General features: G+C 43.1%; 14 protein-coding genes and 1 pseudogene. 9 read left to right on the plus strand and 6 right to left on the minus strand.

Annotated features, from left to right (window positions below; translation table 11 throughout):
* Positions 1-71: 71 nt before the first annotated feature.
* Positions 72-1,688 (plus strand): phosphoethanolamine transferase, encoded by a 1,617-nt coding sequence (locus NI389_RS17395; protein ID WP_308362661.1) that lies wholly within the window; start codon positions 72-74, stop codon positions 1,686-1,688.
* Position 1,689: 1 nt separating this feature from the next.
* Complete coding sequence (locus tag NI389_RS17400) at positions 1,690-3,348, plus strand: hypothetical protein (RefSeq protein WP_308362662.1); 1,659 nt, start codon at positions 1,690-1,692, stop codon at positions 3,346-3,348.
* Between the two features lie 149 nt (positions 3,349-3,497).
* Here NI389_RS17400 and NI389_RS17405 read toward each other — a convergent pair whose 3' ends face one another.
* A complete protein-coding gene (locus NI389_RS17405) occupies positions 3,498-5,429 on the minus strand; it encodes an LTA synthase family protein (protein ID WP_308362663.1) in 1,932 nt (643 codons plus the stop codon).
* Between the two features lie 13 nt (positions 5,430-5,442).
* Positions 5,443-5,811: a diacylglycerol kinase gene (locus NI389_RS17410; RefSeq protein ID WP_308362664.1), complete on the minus strand. Its 369-nt coding sequence runs from the start codon at positions 5,809-5,811 to the stop codon at positions 5,443-5,445.
* Positions 5,812-6,036: 225 nt separating this feature from the next.
* Here NI389_RS17410 and NI389_RS17415 point away from each other — a divergent pair, with 225 nt between their 5' ends.
* On the plus strand, positions 6,037-6,738 hold the full coding sequence (locus tag NI389_RS17415; protein WP_308362665.1) for a pirin family protein: 702 nt from the start codon (positions 6,037-6,039) through the stop codon (positions 6,736-6,738).
* A gap of 49 nt (positions 6,739-6,787) precedes the next feature.
* On the opposite strand, the gene feoB is transcribed toward NI389_RS17415, so the two are convergent.
* Both feoB and NI389_RS17425 read right to left on the minus strand, forming a co-directional pair.
* Positions 6,788-8,878 (minus strand): ferrous iron transport protein B, encoded by a 2,091-nt coding sequence (gene feoB / locus NI389_RS17420; protein WP_308362666.1) that lies wholly within the window; start codon positions 8,876-8,878, stop codon positions 6,788-6,790.
* Between the two features lie 9 nt (positions 8,879-8,887).
* Entirely contained in the window at positions 8,888-9,115 is a 228-nt protein-coding gene (locus NI389_RS17425; RefSeq protein ID WP_308362667.1) for a FeoA family protein, read from the minus strand.
* 166 nt (positions 9,116-9,281) lie between these two features.
* Here NI389_RS17425 and NI389_RS17430 point away from each other — a divergent pair, with 166 nt between their 5' ends.
* A complete protein-coding gene (locus tag NI389_RS17430) occupies positions 9,282-10,316 on the plus strand; it encodes a LacI family DNA-binding transcriptional regulator (protein ID WP_308362668.1) in 1,035 nt (344 codons plus the stop codon).
* A 230-nt stretch (positions 10,317-10,546) separates the two neighbouring features.
* Complete coding sequence (locus NI389_RS17435; RefSeq protein WP_308362669.1) at positions 10,547-11,080, plus strand: hypothetical protein; 534 nt, start codon at positions 10,547-10,549, stop codon at positions 11,078-11,080.
* Positions 11,081-11,123: 43 nt separating this feature from the next.
* Here the strand turns inward: NI389_RS17435 and NI389_RS17440 are convergent.
* Positions 11,124-11,539, minus strand: a pseudogene (locus NI389_RS17440) (helix-turn-helix domain-containing protein).
* A 69-nt stretch (positions 11,540-11,608) separates the two neighbouring features.
* Positions 11,609-13,084: a sucrose phosphorylase gene (gtfA, locus tag NI389_RS17445; protein WP_308362671.1), complete on the minus strand. Its 1,476-nt coding sequence runs from the start codon at positions 13,082-13,084 to the stop codon at positions 11,609-11,611.
* Between the two features lie 193 nt (positions 13,085-13,277).
* On the opposite strand from gtfA, the gene NI389_RS17450 reads away from it, so the two are divergent.
* The 4 genes from NI389_RS17450 to NI389_RS17465 all read left to right on the plus strand — a co-directional run bounded on the left by NI389_RS17450 (position 13,278) and on the right by NI389_RS17465 (position 19,719).
* Complete coding sequence (locus NI389_RS17450; protein WP_308362672.1) at positions 13,278-14,492, plus strand: MFS transporter; 1,215 nt, start codon at positions 13,278-13,280, stop codon at positions 14,490-14,492.
* A gap of 159 nt (positions 14,493-14,651) precedes the next feature.
* Complete coding sequence (locus tag NI389_RS17455; protein ID WP_308362673.1) at positions 14,652-17,039, plus strand: TonB-dependent receptor; 2,388 nt, start codon at positions 14,652-14,654, stop codon at positions 17,037-17,039.
* A gap of 11 nt (positions 17,040-17,050) precedes the next feature.
* A complete protein-coding gene (locus tag NI389_RS17460; RefSeq protein ID WP_308362674.1) occupies positions 17,051-18,040 on the plus strand; it encodes a carbohydrate kinase family protein in 990 nt (329 codons plus the stop codon).
* Positions 18,041-18,252: 212 nt separating this feature from the next.
* On the plus strand, positions 18,253-19,719 hold the full coding sequence (locus NI389_RS17465) for an amidase family protein (RefSeq protein WP_308362675.1): 1,467 nt from the start codon (positions 18,253-18,255) through the stop codon (positions 19,717-19,719).
* Positions 19,720-19,731: the final 12 nt, after the last annotated feature.

Raw genomic sequence — 19,731 nt, forward strand, 5'->3', positions numbered from 1 at the left:
CGTTTCTTAAGACTTTCTTAAGTTTCGGCTTTTACAGTCTGTTTAACACCCGAATAGGAATAACACAAACGATGAACTCAGGCGTAGAGAATTTAACCAACACTTCAACGAAATCCACTACTGAATACGCCCAAGACCTATTTTCAAATCGCTATGTCATTCGGTTTATTGTGGCAATGTGGATAACACTTACGTGCAATACTGTGTTTTATCAAAATTTAAACGAGAATGTGCTTGTATCTGCAGGCTTCCTTTTGTTTGCGTTAAATTGGCTGCTTATCACAATATTCAGTGTGGGACGTCTATTTAAACCTGGTTTGATTTTGCTGATTTGTATCAGCGCCTCGGTTGAGTACTTCAGCACGCGATTTGGTATTATGATGGATTATGGGATGTTGCAAAATGTCCTTGAGACAGATGTAAAAGAAGCGGCAGACCTTATTAACTTTCGACTTTTCTTCCATTTCCTTGTTTATGCAGCCCTTCCTAGTGCCTTGGTGCTTTTCGTTCCTACCCCAAAATCGTCAATGAAAAGAAGAGTATTGACTTACACAGGTAACTTCCTATTGGTGTTAGGGCTACTCGGCACACTCGCCTTTATGCACTACCAAACGCTTTCTGGTTACTTCAGAATGAATAAAGAACAGCGTTACTACGCAACTCCGCTCAACGCCATTTCCGCGATTAAATCTCACGTCAAAATGAAGCTGAAACCAAAAGCGACTACGTTCACGCAAATTGCGTCAAGTGTTGCGTTTGTGCCTTTTTCTGAAAAGCCGACCGTTTTTGTACTCGTTTTAGGTGAAACCGTTCGTGCAGATCACTTTGGCCTCAACGGCTACGAGCGTAATACCACGCCAACTCTTTCTCAATTACCCGTATTCAACTTCAAAGACGTCAGTTCCTGTGGCACGGCAACCGCACACTCTGTCCCATGTATGTTCTCATGGATGAACAAAGCGGATTACGATGAATTTACGGCAAAAAATTCTGAAAACGTAATAGACATCGTAAAACGCGCCGGATTTGACGTGATTTGGCGCGACAATAACAGCGGCTGTAAAGGTGTATGTAGCCGTGTTAAGACGGAGAAACTTTACGAAGTCGTTACATGTGAAGACGGCTGCCCTGACGAGCTATTGTTAGACGGTTTGCCAAAACTATTAGCGCAGAAGAAAAATACACTTATCGTATTACATCAACAAGGCAGTCACGGACCGGCCTATTTCCGCCGCAGCCAACAAAAACACAAAACGTTTTTACCTGAATGTGAAGATGAAACGTTTGCAACTTGCTCTCAGCAAGAAATTATAAACGCTTATGACAATAGCTTAGTCGAAACCGATGCAATGTTGAGCAGTGTAATTGAGCTTTTGGACAAGCAAAAAGACGTAAATACGGGCTTGCTGTATGTCTCTGATCATGGCGAGTCACTGGGTGAAAATGGTGTTTACCTTCACGGTTTACCTTACGCATTTGCACCTGATTCTCAAACTCATATACCTATGCTTTTTTGGTTATCTGATAATTATCAAAAAGATGTGAAGTTAGACAGAACGTGCTTAAATGAAATTACAGCAAAGCCAACTAGTCATGATGCACTCTTTGGAAGCTTGCTAGGATTACTTTCAATTGACATAAAAACGGAAAAGCAGACAACGGATTTGGTTACTGGTTGCAGGGGGTAATATGAAATATAACAAAGTCGCAATGGCTATGCTTGTCCTCCCAATTGGCCAAGCTTACAGCGCCGATTTGCTCAAACTTGACACGCTTTGCACTGCAAAGCGTGTCAACGAGTCAAAAATGACGCGCAATACCACGCAAGGGAATACCGAAAAAAACATCGAGATCAAAAACATCACAATAAATGCAAACCCTATTTTTGACCCAGAAGACCCTGAAACAACCTCTCTCCACGAATTTGCAAATTGGTTACACATAGAAACGCGCGACGATATTATTCGGTCACAACTCCCCTTTAAAGAAGGCGATATCGTCAGCGAAGCTGACATTTTGGAAGCTGAACGCATACTGCGTAGTAAAAAATATATTCGAGAGTCAAAAATCAATTACGACCCTCTTTGCGAAGAAAAGAAATCACAAGATTTAGCAGTCGAAACTTGGGATACTTGGAGCCTTTTACCCAGCATTAACTTTGGTCGCAGTAGTGGAAACAATCGTTACAGCTTTGGCTTCAAAGAGGAAAACTTTTTGGGCTATGGCATTCGCGCTTCGGTTAAGTACAAATCTGACCATGAGCGCACAGGCTACCACACCGTTGTGCAAATGCCTGCTCCATGGCAACCGCATGCACTAATGACGATGCAAGCAGATGACTACGATGATGGAAAAATTTACATGGCTGATTATTTCCAACCATTTTACCAGCGCTCGAGCCCGTCGCTTTATCGTATCTACATGCAGTCTCAAGAGCAAACAACGTCAATTTACCATAATGGCGAAACTGAAAGTAAATTTCGTTACGATGGCACAGTTGGGCAACTCGCCTATGGCCAAAAATGGAAACAAACGGACGAATACACATTGCGATGGATAGCAGGTTTAGATTTCCAAGATGTTCAATATACCGACCCAACATTACTTGGCCGTACGGATCTAATAGACTACAAACTGCTTGCACCTTGGATGGGCATTCAGTTTATTGAAGATCAATACGTTGTTTTACAGGACATTGATCTAATAAGTCATAGTGAAGACATAAACTTAGGTTGGGCATTCACCAGCAAACTCGGTTTTGATACCGAATCGAATGGTGCTGGCACAATTTTAGAACTCACCGCTGATAAGGCCTGGCTGATTGGCGAAAAGTGGCTCTATCGATTCAACGCGTCCGCTAACGCAGAACTAGGTACTAGTCGCAAAGACCGTTTTTCAGGTTCGGTGTCTGGAAAAGTGAATTATCGCTTTTCAGACATGTACGCGTTATATGGTGAAGCGTTAGTCAAGTGGCAGAACGATGAGTTTGCAGAAAAACCGTTGGCTGTAGGGGGTGAAGAAGGTATACGTGGCTTTCCTCAAAGCTATCAACATGGTACACAATTAGCAAAATCAACCGTTGAGTTCCGCGTTTATCCAAACATTAATCTCTACCAGTTAGTTGATGTGGGTTTTGTTGGATTTTTAGATGTTGGTAAGGCATCTGGCACCATCGAACATGAAAACGTAACAAACAAAGTGTTGGGAAGTGCAGGCCTTGGCATTCGCCTTTATTCATCACGCTCCAGCAACGAAAATGTCGTACATATTGATTTTACCAAACCGCTAAGTTCATTTCCTAACGTAGATAGTTGGGAACTAGGACTCTCGGTTGAAACGCGCTTCTAGCGCGTTTTTCTTTTCAAGGTTCTAAAGCATCCGCCTGTTGTTCTTGATAAGGCATTATTTAGGTCTCTAGGATTGACGGCGTGATTGGATAAACGGTTAGGTGGTACGTTGCCGAAGTCCAACTTTTTTCGTTGGACTTCGATTCGACTTTAAGGCAGTCGATATAATTTATTGCTGTACAGGTAATTCCCAAGCAACGCATGAGCAAGTGCGGTTTGATGCTCGTCGTTCGTCACTTCATCAGCACGCAAAGATAGGTCATGCTTATCGAATACGAAACCGATTGCGGGTTTATTCGGTTGCAACACGGTGAGTTTATGTTCCGTCAAGTAACCAAAGTTATTACCGAATTGCATCATTGCTCTTGATTTCCCTTCACTTTCTTGGCTGGACATGTCTCGTCCGATCATTGGTGAATCATTTGTAACCCCAATTAACGACAACATCGTTGCTGGCATATCCAGAGAACTGGTAATGCGAGCATCTTTTTTGGCTTCGATATCTGCACCAAGGATGACGCCAGGGATATGAAAGTTTTTAACAGGTATTGGTGTTAATGAATCGACGCGTGCGTCATGGTCTGCAATAACCAGAAAAACCGTATCGTCCCAATAAGCGCTTTGTTTTGCTTTTTCAAAAAACTCACCAAGTGCTTTATCCGAATACTTGATTGCGTTATTTCGAGTGTTTGGCAATTCATCATATTGCTCAATGACGCCTTGAGGATATTCATAGGGTGTGTGATTGGACGAATTGAAAACCAAGCTAAAGAACGGTTTACCTTGTCTGGACAATTGCTCAAACTGATTGTGCGCTTCGGCATAGAGATCTTGATCACACGCCCCCCATGAACCAATGAAGGTAGTTTTACTAAACTTCGGCAAATCAACAATATCGCTAAAACCATTGCCTAAGAAGAAAGATTTCATATTGTCGAAATGGCTTTCACCTCCATATACAAATTGAGTGTGGTAACCCTGTTGTTTTAACAACTGCGCAATCGTAAAAAAGCCATTCTGCGCTTTACTCAATTTAACAACCGCACGCGATGGAGTTGGTACGAAGCCTGTCGTTACCGCTTCAATGCCTCGTACGGAACGAGTACCCGTCGCGTAGAGTTGTTCGAATGTCCAACCTTCGTTCAACAATTTATCCAAATTTGGTGTTAAAGGAAGACCGCCTAATCCCCCAACAAAGCGTGCACCTAGGCTTTCTTGCAGTAAAATAACCAGATTGCGCTTTTTACCTTGGTAAGTCGCTTGTTGAATATTACGAGTTGGAATATCACCTTCGATGAAACGGTTACCCCGTCCTGATGCCAACTTAACAGTTTTGAGCATGGTTTCAATATCCATACTGCCGTAGAATTTCTCCGCATTTTGCTCAGAAGCCATGTTTTTAAGCGCAAATGCCAAAGAATAGGTTGAATTTAACGTCAGTTCATTGAGCAGCACATCATCAGAATAGGCAACCATCGCAGGGTTAAGTGGGCGATGCCCAAACGTTGAACGTGCACCTAGAAAAAGCGTAATACAACAAATGGCTGCAATACTTATGCGTCCAAAAAGAGACAGTGTCGGGAAGGAAAAGTCAATTCGACATACCCATGTCCAAGCCATAAAAACCAATCCTACAGTCCCAAGTAGTACGCTGAAAATGCTGAGTTTGTACCCTGTCCACAGCATCCCAAACACTTCTTTTGGATACATGAGGTATTCTACAAATAAGCGATTTGGTCGAAGGTCGTATTCAGAAATAAACGTAGGTGTGACAAGTTCCATATATGAAAACAATAGGATGATGCCAACAAACAATACTTTTAGAAAAGTCGTCCAACTTGTTCTTATTGCCCCCTCTTTTGGCAAGCAAAAATGAACAAGCACGGGAAGAATAATCAAGTGAGCAAGTGAAGAAAGATCGACTCTCATCCCTTGCAAAAGAATATGTAACCAATCTGACGAATGGACAAGTCGTTCATGCTGCCAAACAGACAAACCTGTTCTGGCGATTGTTAATATTGCCATTACGACAAATATCAAAAATAAAAATGGTGCAATTGCACGTACTACATTATTTTTCATTCTTAGAAAACTACTACACTACGAATTGACTTAGGACTACGCCCCACACAACAAACGTCATTAACAAGCTTATAAATACAGCAGCTGAAGCGATGTCTTTAGCACGACCTGAAAGTTCATGATGTTCCGTGCCTACTCTATCAACAACTGCTTCGACGGCAGAATTGAGCAACTCCGTTAACAAAACAACGAAAAGACAAAGAAGCATTAATGCGCGTTCAGCAATATTAACATTAATCACACATGCGACACTAGCTAAGACAACAAAAAGGAACACTTCTTGACGAAACGCGGCTTCAAAACGCCAAGCGGCTAGAAACCCCTTAACGGAATAACCGGTCGCCTTGAAAACACGATGTAAACCCGTATGACCTGGTTTCATAAATAGGAATTCACTCTGCTCTGAAAAGACTCGTCACTATAATTCTTGAATCTTAAGTCAACCTTAAGAAATGCTGCGTTTTAGGCAAGAAACGGGCTTACACGATTTCGTAACCAAACCTATATTCATTCTATTTAATGGAATGTACACCGCGCTTTTTACTAATTTATTTGAACTTTATTCGAACATATTATTTGGCTAATACCTGATTGAGGAAAACACATCATGAAATACATTCGGAGATCGCAAGACCGTGGCACAGTAGACTTAGGTTGGCTTTCGAGTAAGCACAGTTTTTCGTTTGGACATTATTACGATTCGAACCATATGGGCATCGAAGTACTTCGTGTCATCAACGACGATTATGTCGAGGCAGGTCAAGGTTTTGAACCTCATAGGCATAGAGACATGGAGATAGTTTCCTATGTACTGGAAGGTGGTTTGGCACATAAAGACAATCAAGGAAATGAGCAAGTCATTCAAGCTGGAGAAGTACAACGGATGAGTGCAGGAACAGGCATTATGCACTCTGAATACAATGTGTCAAATACAGACTCAACACGTTTTCTACAAATTTGGATCCGCCCAAAAGAAAATGGCATTGTGCCTAGTTACCAACAAAAAGCCATTAAACAAAGTGGGCCATTGACGCTATTAGTATCGCCAGAAGGCGAGGAAAACAGCTTAACGATTAATCAAGATGCGGATATTTATCGTCTGATGCTCGATAAAAACCAATCACAGCCATTAGCAATCAAACGACACTCGGGATACATCCATATCGTTTCGGGCACTGTAGAGATAGACGGTACGGTTTTATCCGCAGGTGATGGTATGGCTCTACTTCGCGAAGCATTTACACACCTAGAAGCTAAGTCGATACATGGCTCTGTCGAGGCATTGTGGTTTGATTTACCCAAACTGTAACACCCCATCTAATTAAAAGAAAAAACGCCACTATTGTGGCGTTTCTCATTTAAGACAGCTTTATTTTATAGGTAGGAACTTCGTTCACCTTTTTACCAATCGTTTTTAAGACGCGTGCCCATACAAACAGCAGCGCTATCATCGCGACTAACCAACTTACCGCGAACGTTGGGTTTACCGAAATCTGTCCGATTTGATACACCGACGTTGCAAGGATATAGGCAATTGACGTCGTCCACGCGACGACCAACCACATCCACTTTCCACCAGACTCGCGTTTAACCGCACCAAGTACTGCAACACAGGGCGTGTACAAAAGAATTAGAACTAGGTAACTAAATGCACCAAGCTGCCCATGGAATTGTGAAGCCATCGCTGTTAATAATTGACTGTTAGCCGCACCTTCTTCATTCGCCGCACTTAAACCCAATGGGTCACCTAGTTTATAAACCAGATCAGATGCATTTGTTAACAACGAATCGGTCGCTTCGACAATTTTAGCCGATAGTGACCATTCACCTTCATCAGCTGCTGGTCCCACATATAATGCGTCGAGCGTTCCAACAATCGCTTCTTTTGCGAATAGCCCCGTTACTACACCTACGGTTGCTGGCCAATTCTCATCAGAGATGCCAAGCGGCGAAAGTACAGGCGTTACCACTTGAGCGACTTTTGCCAGAACCGAGGCCTCTGAATTTTCATGCCCAAATGTGCCATCCGTACCAACCGAGTTTAATACGCTTAACAACGTTACAACGAGTACAATTGTTTTGCCAGCCCGAACAATGAAACCCTTTAAACGATACCATGTCGTTAAGAATAGATTTCGCCAAACCGGCATATGATAAGCTGGCATCTCGGTGAAACTGGGTGTTCTTTCCGCGCTAAACACAAGCTTTCTAAATATAAAACCAGACGCAACCGCCACTAAAATACCAAACAAATACAAGGCAAACACAACGTTCGCTCCATTTGTTGGAAAGAACGCTGCAGCAAACAAAGCATACACAGTGAGTCGCGCACCACAAGACATAAACGGTGCCATGATAATCGTTAGCAGTCGGTCTGACTCACGGTTCATCGTCCGAGCGCTCATTACCGCAGGTACGTTACACCCGAAACCAACAATCAGCGGTACAAAGGCGTTTCCAGGCAAGCCGATTGATGACATTAATCGGTCAATAACAAATGCAGCTCGAGATAAATAACCACTGTCTTCTAGGATGGACAAGCAGAAATACAGTACGGCGATGACCGGGATAAACGTCGCTACAAGCTGAATACCAGCCCCAACTCCATCACCTAATATAACGCCAACCCATGCGGGCAGCCCCATTGATTCAAGGCTCAATTTTAAACCGTCAATCAATACTGCTCCGACTAAGATATCAAAAAAGTCGATAAACACTGCACCAAAGTTCACCGCTATGGTGAACATCAAATACATCATAAATAGGAAAACGGGGACGCCCACGATGCGATTCAAAACGATTTTATCGATTTTTGTGGTTAGATCTGAACGCGTTTCTGACACCACGCTCACACCATTCGTCAACTCGCGTATCGTTTGGTAGCGCTTAACGACATTGTCGGTGTTGGATTGTCCTAGATTGACCTCTGCTTTTACCTTCTCATCACCCTTTGGCACTTTGCCATACAACGACGTTAAGGTGTTGCGAAGTGATTCGATCCCCGTCCCTTTTGAACCGATCACGGGGATAACTGGCACACCAAGACGCTCAGCTAACTTTTCAACTGAAATATCTTTACCGCGCTGCTTTGCAACATCGAGCATGTTCGCAACGACAACGATAGGCGTACCAAGTTCTTTAAGTTGGGTGGTGAGAACTAAATTGCGTTCTAAATTCGCCGCGTCAACGACGTTAATAATGAGATCAGCCTCATGGCTTTTAAGAAAGTCGATTGCAATTTGTTCATCTTGGCCAGGCTCGAGCTGTTCAATGCTATAAAGACCAGGGAGGTCAATTAACTCAGCCATGTCGTTAGCGAGCTTTAACTCGCCCGTTTTGCGCTCAACGGTTACGCCAGGCCAATTACCGACCTTTTGTTTAGCACCAGTCAAACGATTGAATAAGGTGGTTTTACCACAATTGGGGTTACCAACTAAGGCGACTTTCACACTTTCTCCTTATTTAACAGAAAGTTGAATAAATACAGCGTCTGCTTTTCGAATGCTTACAAATGTCCCACCGACCTGAATTTGCAATGGGCAGCCCATCGGAGCCACATTCAGCACTTTCAGTTCTTCACCAGGGACAATGCCCAAAGCCAAAATTCGGCTCACCAACGCGACATCAGGATGATTAATGGCAGAAATCGTCGCAGTTTGGTTCTTTTTCAGTTCATTCAGCGTCATAATCTTACTGCAATTGATGATGGTAATTATTACCAATTAGAATTAGCCGCATGTTAACGCAATCTCAAGGCAAGGGCTACGGATATTACAAAAATATTTTCTTTTCGCGAAAACCCAGATTTAGTGTTACTTTTTAGTTGTACGAAGTATTAAATACAATGAAATCATGCAGAACGACAAGAAGTGGACATTAAAAAGTATCGCCGCGCATTTAGGCGTGTCAAATGCGACCGTATCCAATGCCTTTAATCGCCCAGATCAACTCTCAAAAGAAAAGCGTCAGCAAATTTTAAGTGCATGCAAAGAGCTCGGCTACGACGGTCCGAATAAAGCCGCGCAATCTCTTCGAAGAGGCACCTCCAACATTGTAGCCTTAGTACTTCCAGATAGTGTCGAATATATGGTGTCAGATCCCGTTGCAAGCAGTTTTATGCGCGGTGTAGCCAGTGTGCTTGAAGAAAGTGGAAATAATCTACTGTTGTTTTCTGGCGCTGCGGACAATCTATCAAGTGTGGTTGATTTCGTAGATGGTTTTATATGTTATGGCAGACCAAGAAACAGTCATCTGTTTGAGCATCTCTCAAACGTAAACAAACCCGTCGTGTCGGTCGATTTTAATTTACCAAATCGCGCCTCGGTAAATATCAATAACGAGCATGCAGCTTACGAAGTAGCCAAAAGCGCGATTGCGTCTGAAGATCAACGCGTTGCTATTCTTGGATTGCGTTTACTCGACACTAACGTCGTATGTCGTGTTTACGATGAACATCTTCCTGAAGACTTAAGTACGTCCATCGCTCACCAGCGATTAGCAGGATATAAGCATGCACTGCAAGAACAACATGTAAACCTAGCGTCGGATCTTACATGGAACATACCCGAAAGTAGTGAAAAATACGCTCAGCTTGCCGCGAGTGAAGCGCTGTCGATGACGCCTCGCCCTACCGTGCTTTTATGCATGAGTGACCTGATTGCACTTGCTGCCATCCGTGTCGCAAACACCAAGAATATTAAAATACCGCACGAACTCAAAATAGTAGGTTTTGATGGTATTCAAGAGGCATTGTTGCATCAACCATCCCTCACCACCATTCAACAAAATAGCATTGAAAAGGGTAAAAAAGCGGCAGAGCTTTTTCTAACTCGTTCAACTGAGAAAGTCATGCTGAGCTACAAATTACTTTTAGGTCAAACAAGCTAGTTACTTTCAGCGCTCAATTTCAGCTTTGTGTTACTTGTTAACTCAAAGCTGCCCCCAACGTCAAAATCAAAATACCTACAAGTGAACGCTGCCGTTCGTGTTGAACACGCCTTGAAACGGTCTCCGACAATCAACGTTGTCGTAAATACCAACGGTTGACTTAAAGTCAACTTGAAGTTCTAGACTACTTTAAACGTTTCTTAGGTTCGATACTTGAAAGGAGATTTACAATGAACACTGATACCTTCTCAGATTTTGTCAACGCGCTGTGTGAATGTTGGACAGGTTTAAATACACAAACTATTGACGACGTCCGTGGTTTACTTACGTCCACTGCGTCAAACTATGGCGAGATGTCTTGGGTTTGCCAGTTAAAAACGCAACATTTCACTGTTCAGGAGCTATATCACGACCAAAAACAGGGATTTATACTACTTGCTCATTCAGAGGCTAAAAACACGTACCGCCCACCGCATAATCATGGGTCGGGCTGGGTCTTCTACACGGTGCTGTTTGGCGAGATGGAAATGAAAACCTACAAACAGGTAACGAACTCATCTGGTGAAAGCTATTTAGTCTCTCGCGGGACCGACACGTTGAAAACGGGTGACTGTCGCGTATTTCTTCCCGGCGACATTCACGACACGCGATGTACATCAGACAACTTAATTTTACTGCGTTTAACTAGCTGTGATTTTAAGAGAGAACTAACTGAAGGACGTATGATCCGTTTTGCCACAGATAATACGTCGATTGAGCGTTAATTCAACAACGAGCCTTAAGCCGCTGCAACAGAAATGAGTTGCGTTACTCATTTCGCTTGAGACTACGACGCCCCTCATTTGCTAATTTGAGTAACTGTTGAAACTTTGGACATTCGGCATGACTAGGCGCTTTGCAGTTTGCCGCATGTTCTAAGCACCGTTGAATTGCCATTAAATGCTTAATGTGGGACGAAATATCATTTGCTTTTTGTAAAAGCATTGCTCTGTCGACTTCATACTCACCATTTTTGAGTAACATCGATTGAATTTCATCTAATGAAAATCCAGCCTGCTGGCCCAAGGAGATAAAATTCAATCGTTCAAAAACCGTTGAAGTGTATGTACGCTTTAATCCGGCTCGCCCAATGGATTTAATTAAACCTTTTCTTCATAATAGCGCAGCGTCGAAGCGGGTATGCCTGACTGTTTCGACAGCTTTGAAATATCAATAACGCTCAAACTCAGCTCCAAGTAACATCCTTTCGAATAATACGTTATCGGATCGCCTTCCTTTGGGCAACCACTGCACTATTCGTCAGTCAGCATCGAGTTTAAGTCTAAAAGCAAGCGTGTTTGATCCGACTCTTCAAAAACTTGTACGACTTTTCGATTTAAGTCGAATTGCAATATCAGGGTAGATTGCGTGCCTATCCATTTCATTTGACCTACACACTCCTCCCCTACTAAGCAAAATTCGCCGTTAAACGCAGGGTGCAAATTACGCAGTTTTATTAACGCTATCAGACCACTTACCACATTCTTATCGAGGTGTTGCTGGACACTTTCTCGAGTTAAATATGGACGGTTGATGTCTCGACCCACATTCGTTTTACCGAGTAGATCCATATCGTTTTCAAGCGCTAATAACCCACCATAGTAAACCTGAGGAACTCCGGGCGAGAAAAACTGAATCGCACGTGCGAGTAAATAATCCCACTCATTTTGAGCCAAAGCATCAAAATAGGCGCAATTAACCTGATATAAATCAACATTGCTTGCTGCCGCGCCAGTCGCTTTGCGACTTTGCCCTTCACTGTTTTTATGGATTGTCTCGACTAAATTATCAATTTCATCCGCATTCAATAGACCGGCCTTAACACCCACTGGACCGGCATCAATAATCCCTATCCCATCATGTGTGTCTAACACAGTTAAGCAATTTCTCGGTGCGATGTTCAACCAGTGAAAAAGCGCAGAGACATTTTTGGTGAATAACGTATGCAAAATTAAGGGTGGCAAAGCGAAATCGTACACACGGTCTACTCGGCTTGCTATGTCAATTTGCGTCTGAAAATGGCTGTGTATTTCAGCAACTGTTTCCATACCCAATTCATTCGCTCGTTTTGACAACGCATTAATAAATTCAAAGGTTTTATCGAGCATAAAGCAATTTGTGTTCGCCTTTTTTATGGCGTATCCCGCTGCGTCTAAACGGATGATTTTCACACCGTTCTCAGCAAAAAGCGCCAAGACCTTTTCAAGGTAGGCTTTGCCCGCAGTGCTATTTACATTGATGTCAATTTGGTTGTCAGTGAAAGTAGTCCAAAATTTAACTACGGTGCCATCGGCAAGTGTTTTATTTGAAAAGCAGCTGCCAGGCCTTGGACGATAGATCAATTCAGCCTGCTGCGGGGTAATACCGCCTGGAAACACATCGCTTTCTTTTAAAAATAAGTCCCAATAGGGTGATTTAGCACCGTTGGCTAATACATCTAGAAACTCTGGAGACTGGGCTGACATATGATTCACAATCAGGTCTGCCATGATCTCGACCTCATTACCGAACGACTTAACGTCACGCCAAGTGCCTAATCTCGCATCCACTTCACTATGATCAATGGGGTCAAATCCAGCATCGCTGCCATCAATTGGGTAGAAGAACGGTAGTACGTGCGCACCAGAAAATAACCCGTGAAGCTCATTTTTCACTAAGGATTCCAAAGTGTTAAAACCTCCGCCGGATAATCTATCTACGTAGGTGATAAGCTGGACTTGATTTTTCATGCTGATTCGCTCACAGTTAAACTAGACTTAATCGATTAAGCTATATATTTAATCAGTCAGTCAGATTATTCAAGATATTTATAAAAATAAATTTTGTATCACGTTAGGCTATTGAAATTAAGTGCTAAAGTCTAAGTAAATGCATAGACATGTCGCTTATTACGCCAACGTCACAACCTGAATAGAGGTCGCAATGCAGCAGGAACAACCATTACATTCCGTTCAAACAATACGTTGGCTGACATACATGATGTTTTTGATGTTCGCTATGACATCCGATGCCGTGGGAGTCATTATTCCCAGGCTGATTGATGACTATCAACTCACCATGACTGAAGCGAGTGCGTTTCATTATACACCAATGATCCTCATTGCTTTTAGTGGACTATTTCTCGGTTTTCTTGCAGACAAACTAGGAAGAAAAGTGACCATCTTGCTTGGCTTGAGTTTATTTTCAACAGCGTGTTTTTGTTTCGCATTGGGGGATAGATTTATTGTATTTGTTTGTCTACTCGGTTTAATTGGACTTGCAATTGGGTTATTTAAAACAGGCGCTCTTGCCTTGTTGGGTGACATTTCCACATCAAGCCACGAACATACTAAGACCATGAATCAAGTTGAAGGGTATTTCGCGGTGGGAGCCATCATTGGTCCTGCTGCGGTTAGTTATATGCTTGCACAAGGTATTAGTTGGACCTATTTATACATTTTGGCTGGCGCTTTGTGCTTTTTATTGATTGTTTACACGACTTCAGTGCGCTTTCCCGTACTTCACTCCCCTCCTCAAAGTGCGCCTAATTTATCCAAGACCTTTGAAGCACTGAAAGACCCAATGGCGTTATTATTTTCGGGCGCGATCGGACTATATGTTGCGACAGAAGTGGCCATTTATGTATGGATGCCAACCTTACTTTTGGACTATAAAGGGGATTTTGTCTGGCTTGCAACCTATGCGTTAACGCTATTTTTTGTGCTGAGAGCTGTGGGCCGTTTCTTGGCAGTTTGGCTCCTAAATCAGTGGAGCTGGCAAAGTGTTCTTTTGTGTTTATCCTTGGGTATTTTTGTTTGTTACCTTGCGACTTTGTTTTTAGGAGTCAACGCTGCAGTCATCGCACTCCCTTTATGTGGTTTATTTATGTCGATGATTTACCCAACATTAAATTCCAAAGGCATTTCCTGTTTTCCCAAACATCAACATGGTTCCATTGCTGGCGTTATCCTCTTTTTTACCGCGGTTTCTGCCGCATTAACCCCGCTTCTAATGGGTATCGTCAGTGATGCATTTGGACATGTAAAGTTTGGTTTTTATCTTGCTACTGGCTTCGCTTTTGCGTTGTTCGTTCTGATGTTTATCAACTGGGTTAAGGATCCATCCAAATCTAAGCTGGAAATCGCCAAGGAGCAATAAGGTTAAATTTCATACAACTCAAGTGGTTATAAAATAGTTTGTAAAATTCATGAAAATAATATTGCAAAGCGATGAAGTTTTGCTAACTTACTTAATCGATTAAGTTGAATTGAGAAACGCAGCAAGTATCTCAGCTATAACAAAGACGAGGCACAGTACATGACAACAATAAAACCTACCGTATTTGCGCTAAGCGCGCTGACACTCGCAATGAGTTTCAACGGCCAAACGCAAGAGCAAGCCACAAAAAAAACTCAAGATGAGTTTGAAAAAATTATTGTAACCGGCGTACCCAAGCGCACAACGGTGATGGAATCCAGTGTCTCGGTCAGTAGTGTATCTATTGAGCAAGTCACCATCGCAACGCCACGTAGCACGGCTGAAGCATTTCGTTTAATCCCTGGTGTGCGTTCAGAATCAACAGGTGGAGAAGGGAACGCGAATATTGCCGTCAGGGGTCTACCTGTTGCCTCAGGTGGTGCTAAGTTCTTGCAATTGCAAGAAGACGGATTACCTGTTTTGCAATTCGGCGACATCGCTTTCGGTAATGCCGATATTTTTATGCGCTTAGATAACACGGTACAAAGTATTGAAAGCATCCGCGGGGGCTCTGCATCGACAGTTGCAAGCGATGCTCCTGGTGGCATTATCAACTTTATTTCTAAAACTGGTGAGAGCGAATCAGGCAGCGTTGCATTTCTCGCTGGGCTTGATTATGACGAAACAAGAACCGACTTTGAATATGGTGGTTACCTTTCAGATTCCGTGCGTTTTCATTTGGGCGGTTTCATTCGCCAAGGCGAAGGTCCCCGTGATACGGGCTACACGTCGAACCGCGGCGGCCAAATCAAGGCTAACCTAACCAAAGAATTCGAAAAAGGCTATGTCCGTGTTTACATCAAGCATTTGAATGACAAAAGCACTGGCTATTTACCCATGCCAATGCATTCAGATGGTTCGTCATTACTAGGATTTGACTCACAAAAAGACACACCTCACTCCGCTTTCTTCCTGCAAACTGTCGGTCTAGGTCAAAATAATGAAATTCGCCAAGGAGACATGCGAGATGGTATGCATCCTGTAGTAGACAGTATTGGCTTTGAAAGTCGCTTTGACCTTGACAATAACTGGACCGTCGAGAACCGCTTGAGGAAATCAGACGTTAGCGGTACGTTTATGTCACCATTTCCTGCGGAAGTAGCAAGCTCCGCGTCAATAGCACAAAGTATTGCGGGTAACGGAGCAACGCTGGTTTATGCTAATGGACCAAGCATCGGTCAAGCATTTAACAGTGATTTATTGATGAGAGTTCACACCTTTGACGTCAAAATGAACGATTTTGGCTCACTGATGAACGACCTTAAACTCACAAAAACCATTGGTGATACAAGCTTCACATTTGGTTATTTCCTTTCAAATCAATCCATTGATATGTCCTGGTTGTGGAACTCCTATCTTCTAGAAGTTAAAGGGGATAACGCTGCACTTATTGACGTGTTTGCAGCGGACGGCACTGCTTATTCTGAAAATGGCTTATATGCCTATGGTACACCATATTGGGGTAACTGCTGTCAGCGAAACTACAACGTTGACTACGACACAAAAGCACCTTACTTTGCCGTGTCCACAAAGTTTGACAACATAACCGTCGACGCAAGTGTGCGCCACGACAGTGGTGAAGCCAAAGGCTATTACGCGGGTGCGACCATTGGCAGTGTTGATATCAACAATGATGGTGTTATCTCTAAGCCAGAGGAAGCCGTCGCGGGAATTGAAACTGCAAACGTCAGTCCAGTTAACTACGATTGGTCCTATACCAGCTACTCCGTCGGCGGAAACTATCAAATTACCCCCGATCAAGCCGTTTTCGCTCGCTATAGTAAAGGAGCAAGAGCAAACGCTGACCGCCTTTTATTTGGCAAGGTGCGCACTGATGGCAGTGTTGCAAAAGAAGATGCGATTGATGAAGTAACCCAGACTGAACTGGGCATCAAACAACGCTTGGAAAATTTGCGCCTATTTGCAACGGCATTTTTCGCGAAAACGGAAGAGCAAAACTTTGAAGCTACCACACAAAAATTCTTCGACCGCCAATACGACGCAAAAGGGATTGAACTCGAGGCTCAATACTTTGTCGGTTCTTTCGATCTACGCGGCAGCATGACGTGGACAGACGCCGAAATTTCGAAGGATGCTCTCACACCTGAAGTCGTTGGCAATACGCCTCGACGTCAAGCCGATTTTATTTATTCACTAATGGCTCGCTACAACTATGACAGTGGAGCTGCTGGACTTACCTTAATTGGCACCTCAGGCGCATACGCTCAAGATAGTAATGACCTGAAATTTGACGGATACACGCAAGTGAATGGCTTTGTTAGTTACGACCTCTCAACCGCATTAAATCTATCGCTTAACGTAAATAACTTATTTAACACGATTGGCATTACTGAAGCGGAAGAAGGAAGTATACCAAGCAACGACATTATACGCGCGAGGACAATTAACGGACGTACAACCTCGCTTACATTAAAGTACGTATTTTAGAGGGTAAACTGATGACGACACTCACTTGTTTTGGCGAACTCCTAATTGACATGTTACCGAGTGAAGATGGCTCGTTTAGCCCCATTGCGGGCGGTGCGCCTGCTAATGTCGCGGTTGGCTATCGCAAGCTCGGTGGGCTAAGCCGTTTTATCGGTGGACTCGGCGATGACGCGTTTGGCGACATGCTTCGTAAAACCATTGCAACTTATCAAGTCAATGATGAGCATTTGGTTAAAATCGAAGGTAGTCAAACGGCCTTGGCCATGGTCGCACTTGACGACGCAGGTGAGCGTCGATTCAGCTTTTACCGAACGAATACCGCGGATTTAAGATTCCCACTGGCTGAATTAAAAAAGGTGAGTTGGCCAAAAGAAGGCTTATTCCACTTTTGTTCAAACACTCTTTCAGAAATTCACAGTGCCTACACTACGTTAGCGATTCTGATCACCGCAAGACAAAACAATCAAATCATAAGTTTTGACGTTAATCTGCGTCAAAACTTATGGGAAGATTTGAGCATTTTGCCTGAACGAGTTGAGCACTGTTACCATTTCGTGGATATATTAAAGTTCAGTCACGAAGAGCTGGTATTTCTTGCTGAGCAAAAATGTATTTCCGAAGAACATTACGTTGAGTGGATTTTCGCCTCTTTTCCTGTGAAGATCATTTTAGTCAGCCACGCAGCAAAGCCATTGAAATTGCACATGCGCAGTTTTTATCGAGAACTACTTGTACCGAACATCCAAGCTGTTGATACGACCGGAGCCGGCGACGCGCTTGTTTCTGGTTTTCTGTTTTATATAAGTCTTGTATCCACCAGCACAGAAAAAGCGCTTAGTCTCGTTATTGAAGATAAACGATACGTCAAGGAGGCTGCCCGTTTTGCCATCCAATGCGGTGCACATACTTGCTTAAATAAAGGCGCGTGTCCTTCTATGCCTGACTTAAAAGTTATGGAGCATCATATCTCTCCCTTCGAAGCAAATGCGTCGACCCTTTAAGGACTAGGTACGTATTGGCACTCTGGATGAGTGCCATTTTTATTGGGGTTCTAAACACGCAAAGCTTACAGAGATCAATCTTCACTGCCAAATTGGTGTGTGATATTTAATAGCGCTTTTAGGAACTTAATCGTTAAATATCGTCTAAAGGCTGCAACTTCCTGCTTGCTTCGCTACAATATAGTGGTAAGTAATACAATTGGAACGACTGAATGTTGAGAGTGTTGTTGACGTTTTTAATAACTTGTATTTTGTGTTTTTCTTTTACTGCCAGTGCTAAAGAATCTGATTTACATGAACTCACAATCTCTAAACTTCAGTCCCTACGTTCGACTAATGCCGTTACCTATGAGCAAGTGGTACAGTATTACCTTAATCGAATAAAGACACTTGACCCAAAGCTCAACAGTGTCGTCGCGATAGACCCCAACGCCATTTCAATAGCAAAGCAAAAAGATCTTATTTTTAATAAAGGAAATGCCACTGGTATGCTGTTTGGTGTGCCAATTCTGGTCAAAGATAACATCGACGTTGCTGGCCTCCCAACAACCGTTGGAGCAAAAGCCCTCTCTAACAACATCGCCAAAACGGATGCCTCAATTATTGCCAAACTGAGAAAAGAAGGTGCAATTATTCTTGGCAAAACCAACCTATCGGAGTGGGCGAATTTTAAATCGATGCAAAGTAGCAGTGGCTTCAGTGCTGTTGGTGGCCAAACCCGCAATCCCTATAATCTTCAATACTCCCCTTGTGGCTCTAGTTCTGGTAGCGCTGTTGCCGTAGCTGCAGATTTAACGCTGATTGCCATTGGTACAGAAACAGATGGATCCATTCTCTGCCCTGCCTCCATGACTGGCATTGTTGGCATAAAACCGACCAATTATAAAATTTCTAAACGCGGTATCGTACCCTTAGCAAAATCTCAAGATACCGCTGGCCCCATGGCTCGAACCGTCGAGGATGCCACGTTAGTATACAGCGCGATTACAGATGATATCTCTGTTTCACTCTCTTCAAACGTCGACTATAAATGGCTTTCTCTCGGATTGCTCAATTCAATGCAAAGCTTCTACTCCGAACATATGAGTGCGTTGGTTGAGACATTGGACAAATTCGCCATACGCGGTACGAAAATCTACAACCACCTTCCTTTTGAGCAGCGTGATGTATTGATGAATGCAGAAATGGAAGTGTTGATGTTTGAATTTCAACGAGACATTAATGAGTATTTGTCCAAACAATCTCTCCTTCCCGTCAAAAATCTCGAGCAACTCATTTTGTTTAACAAAGCCCACGGTGACACTAAACAAGATTTGCTTGAGTCCGCTTACGCGTTTACAGACAAAGAAAAATATTCTCTTTCACAAATTATTGTGCAAGAGTTTGCGTTACAACAACTCAAAAAATTACAAGAAAAGTACAAGATTGATGTATTCATGGCACCAACAACGGGAAAACCATGGAAAATTGATGAAGTAAATGGAGATTCATTTTCGGGAAGCAGTACATGGTTAGCTGCAATGATCGGTGGCCCAGCCGTTACGGTCCCCCTCCAGATGATCGAAGGCATTCCGTCTGGCCTTACTTTTTTCGGATTGCCTGGCGATGACGCTAAAGTTCTGGCCGTCGCTGCACAATTCGAAAAACTTGTCCCAGCTCGAGTGTCTCCCGCTATTTAACGTGTTGTGTAC

The sequence above is a fragment of the Pseudoalteromonas xiamenensis genome (assembly GCF_030994125.1).
Taxonomy (GTDB): domain Bacteria; phylum Pseudomonadota; class Gammaproteobacteria; order Enterobacterales; family Alteromonadaceae; genus Pseudoalteromonas; species Pseudoalteromonas xiamenensis_B.

Bases quoted from the DNA above. Each gene is read 5' to 3' on its own strand.
- NI389_RS17395 (WP_308362661.1), top strand. From the start codon at position 72: ATGAACTCAGGCGTAGAGAATTTAACCAACACTTCAACGAAATCCACT.
- NI389_RS17400 (WP_308362662.1), top strand. From the start codon at position 1,690: ATGAAATATAACAAAGTCGCAATGGCTATGCTTGTCCTCCCAATTGGC.
- NI389_RS17405 (WP_308362663.1), bottom strand. From the start codon at position 5,429: ATGAAAAATAATGTAGTACGTGCAATTGCACCATTTTTATTTTTGATA.
- NI389_RS17410 (WP_308362664.1), bottom strand. From the start codon at position 5,811: ATGAAACCAGGTCATACGGGTTTACATCGTGTTTTCAAGGCGACCGGT.
- NI389_RS17415 (WP_308362665.1), top strand. From the start codon at position 6,037: ATGAAATACATTCGGAGATCGCAAGACCGTGGCACAGTAGACTTAGGT.
- NI389_RS17425 (WP_308362667.1), bottom strand. From the start codon at position 9,115: ATGACGCTGAATGAACTGAAAAAGAACCAAACTGCGACGATTTCTGCC.
- NI389_RS17430 (WP_308362668.1), top strand. From the start codon at position 9,282: ATGCAGAACGACAAGAAGTGGACATTAAAAAGTATCGCCGCGCATTTA.
- NI389_RS17435 (WP_308362669.1), top strand. From the start codon at position 10,547: ATGAACACTGATACCTTCTCAGATTTTGTCAACGCGCTGTGTGAATGT.
- gtfA (WP_308362671.1), bottom strand. From the start codon at position 13,084: ATGAAAAATCAAGTCCAGCTTATCACCTACGTAGATAGATTATCCGGC.
- NI389_RS17450 (WP_308362672.1), top strand. From the start codon at position 13,278: ATGCAGCAGGAACAACCATTACATTCCGTTCAAACAATACGTTGGCTG.
- NI389_RS17455 (WP_308362673.1), top strand. From the start codon at position 14,652: ATGACAACAATAAAACCTACCGTATTTGCGCTAAGCGCGCTGACACTC.
- NI389_RS17460 (WP_308362674.1), top strand. From the start codon at position 17,051: ATGACGACACTCACTTGTTTTGGCGAACTCCTAATTGACATGTTACCG.
- NI389_RS17465 (WP_308362675.1), top strand. From the start codon at position 18,253: ATGTTGAGAGTGTTGTTGACGTTTTTAATAACTTGTATTTTGTGTTTT.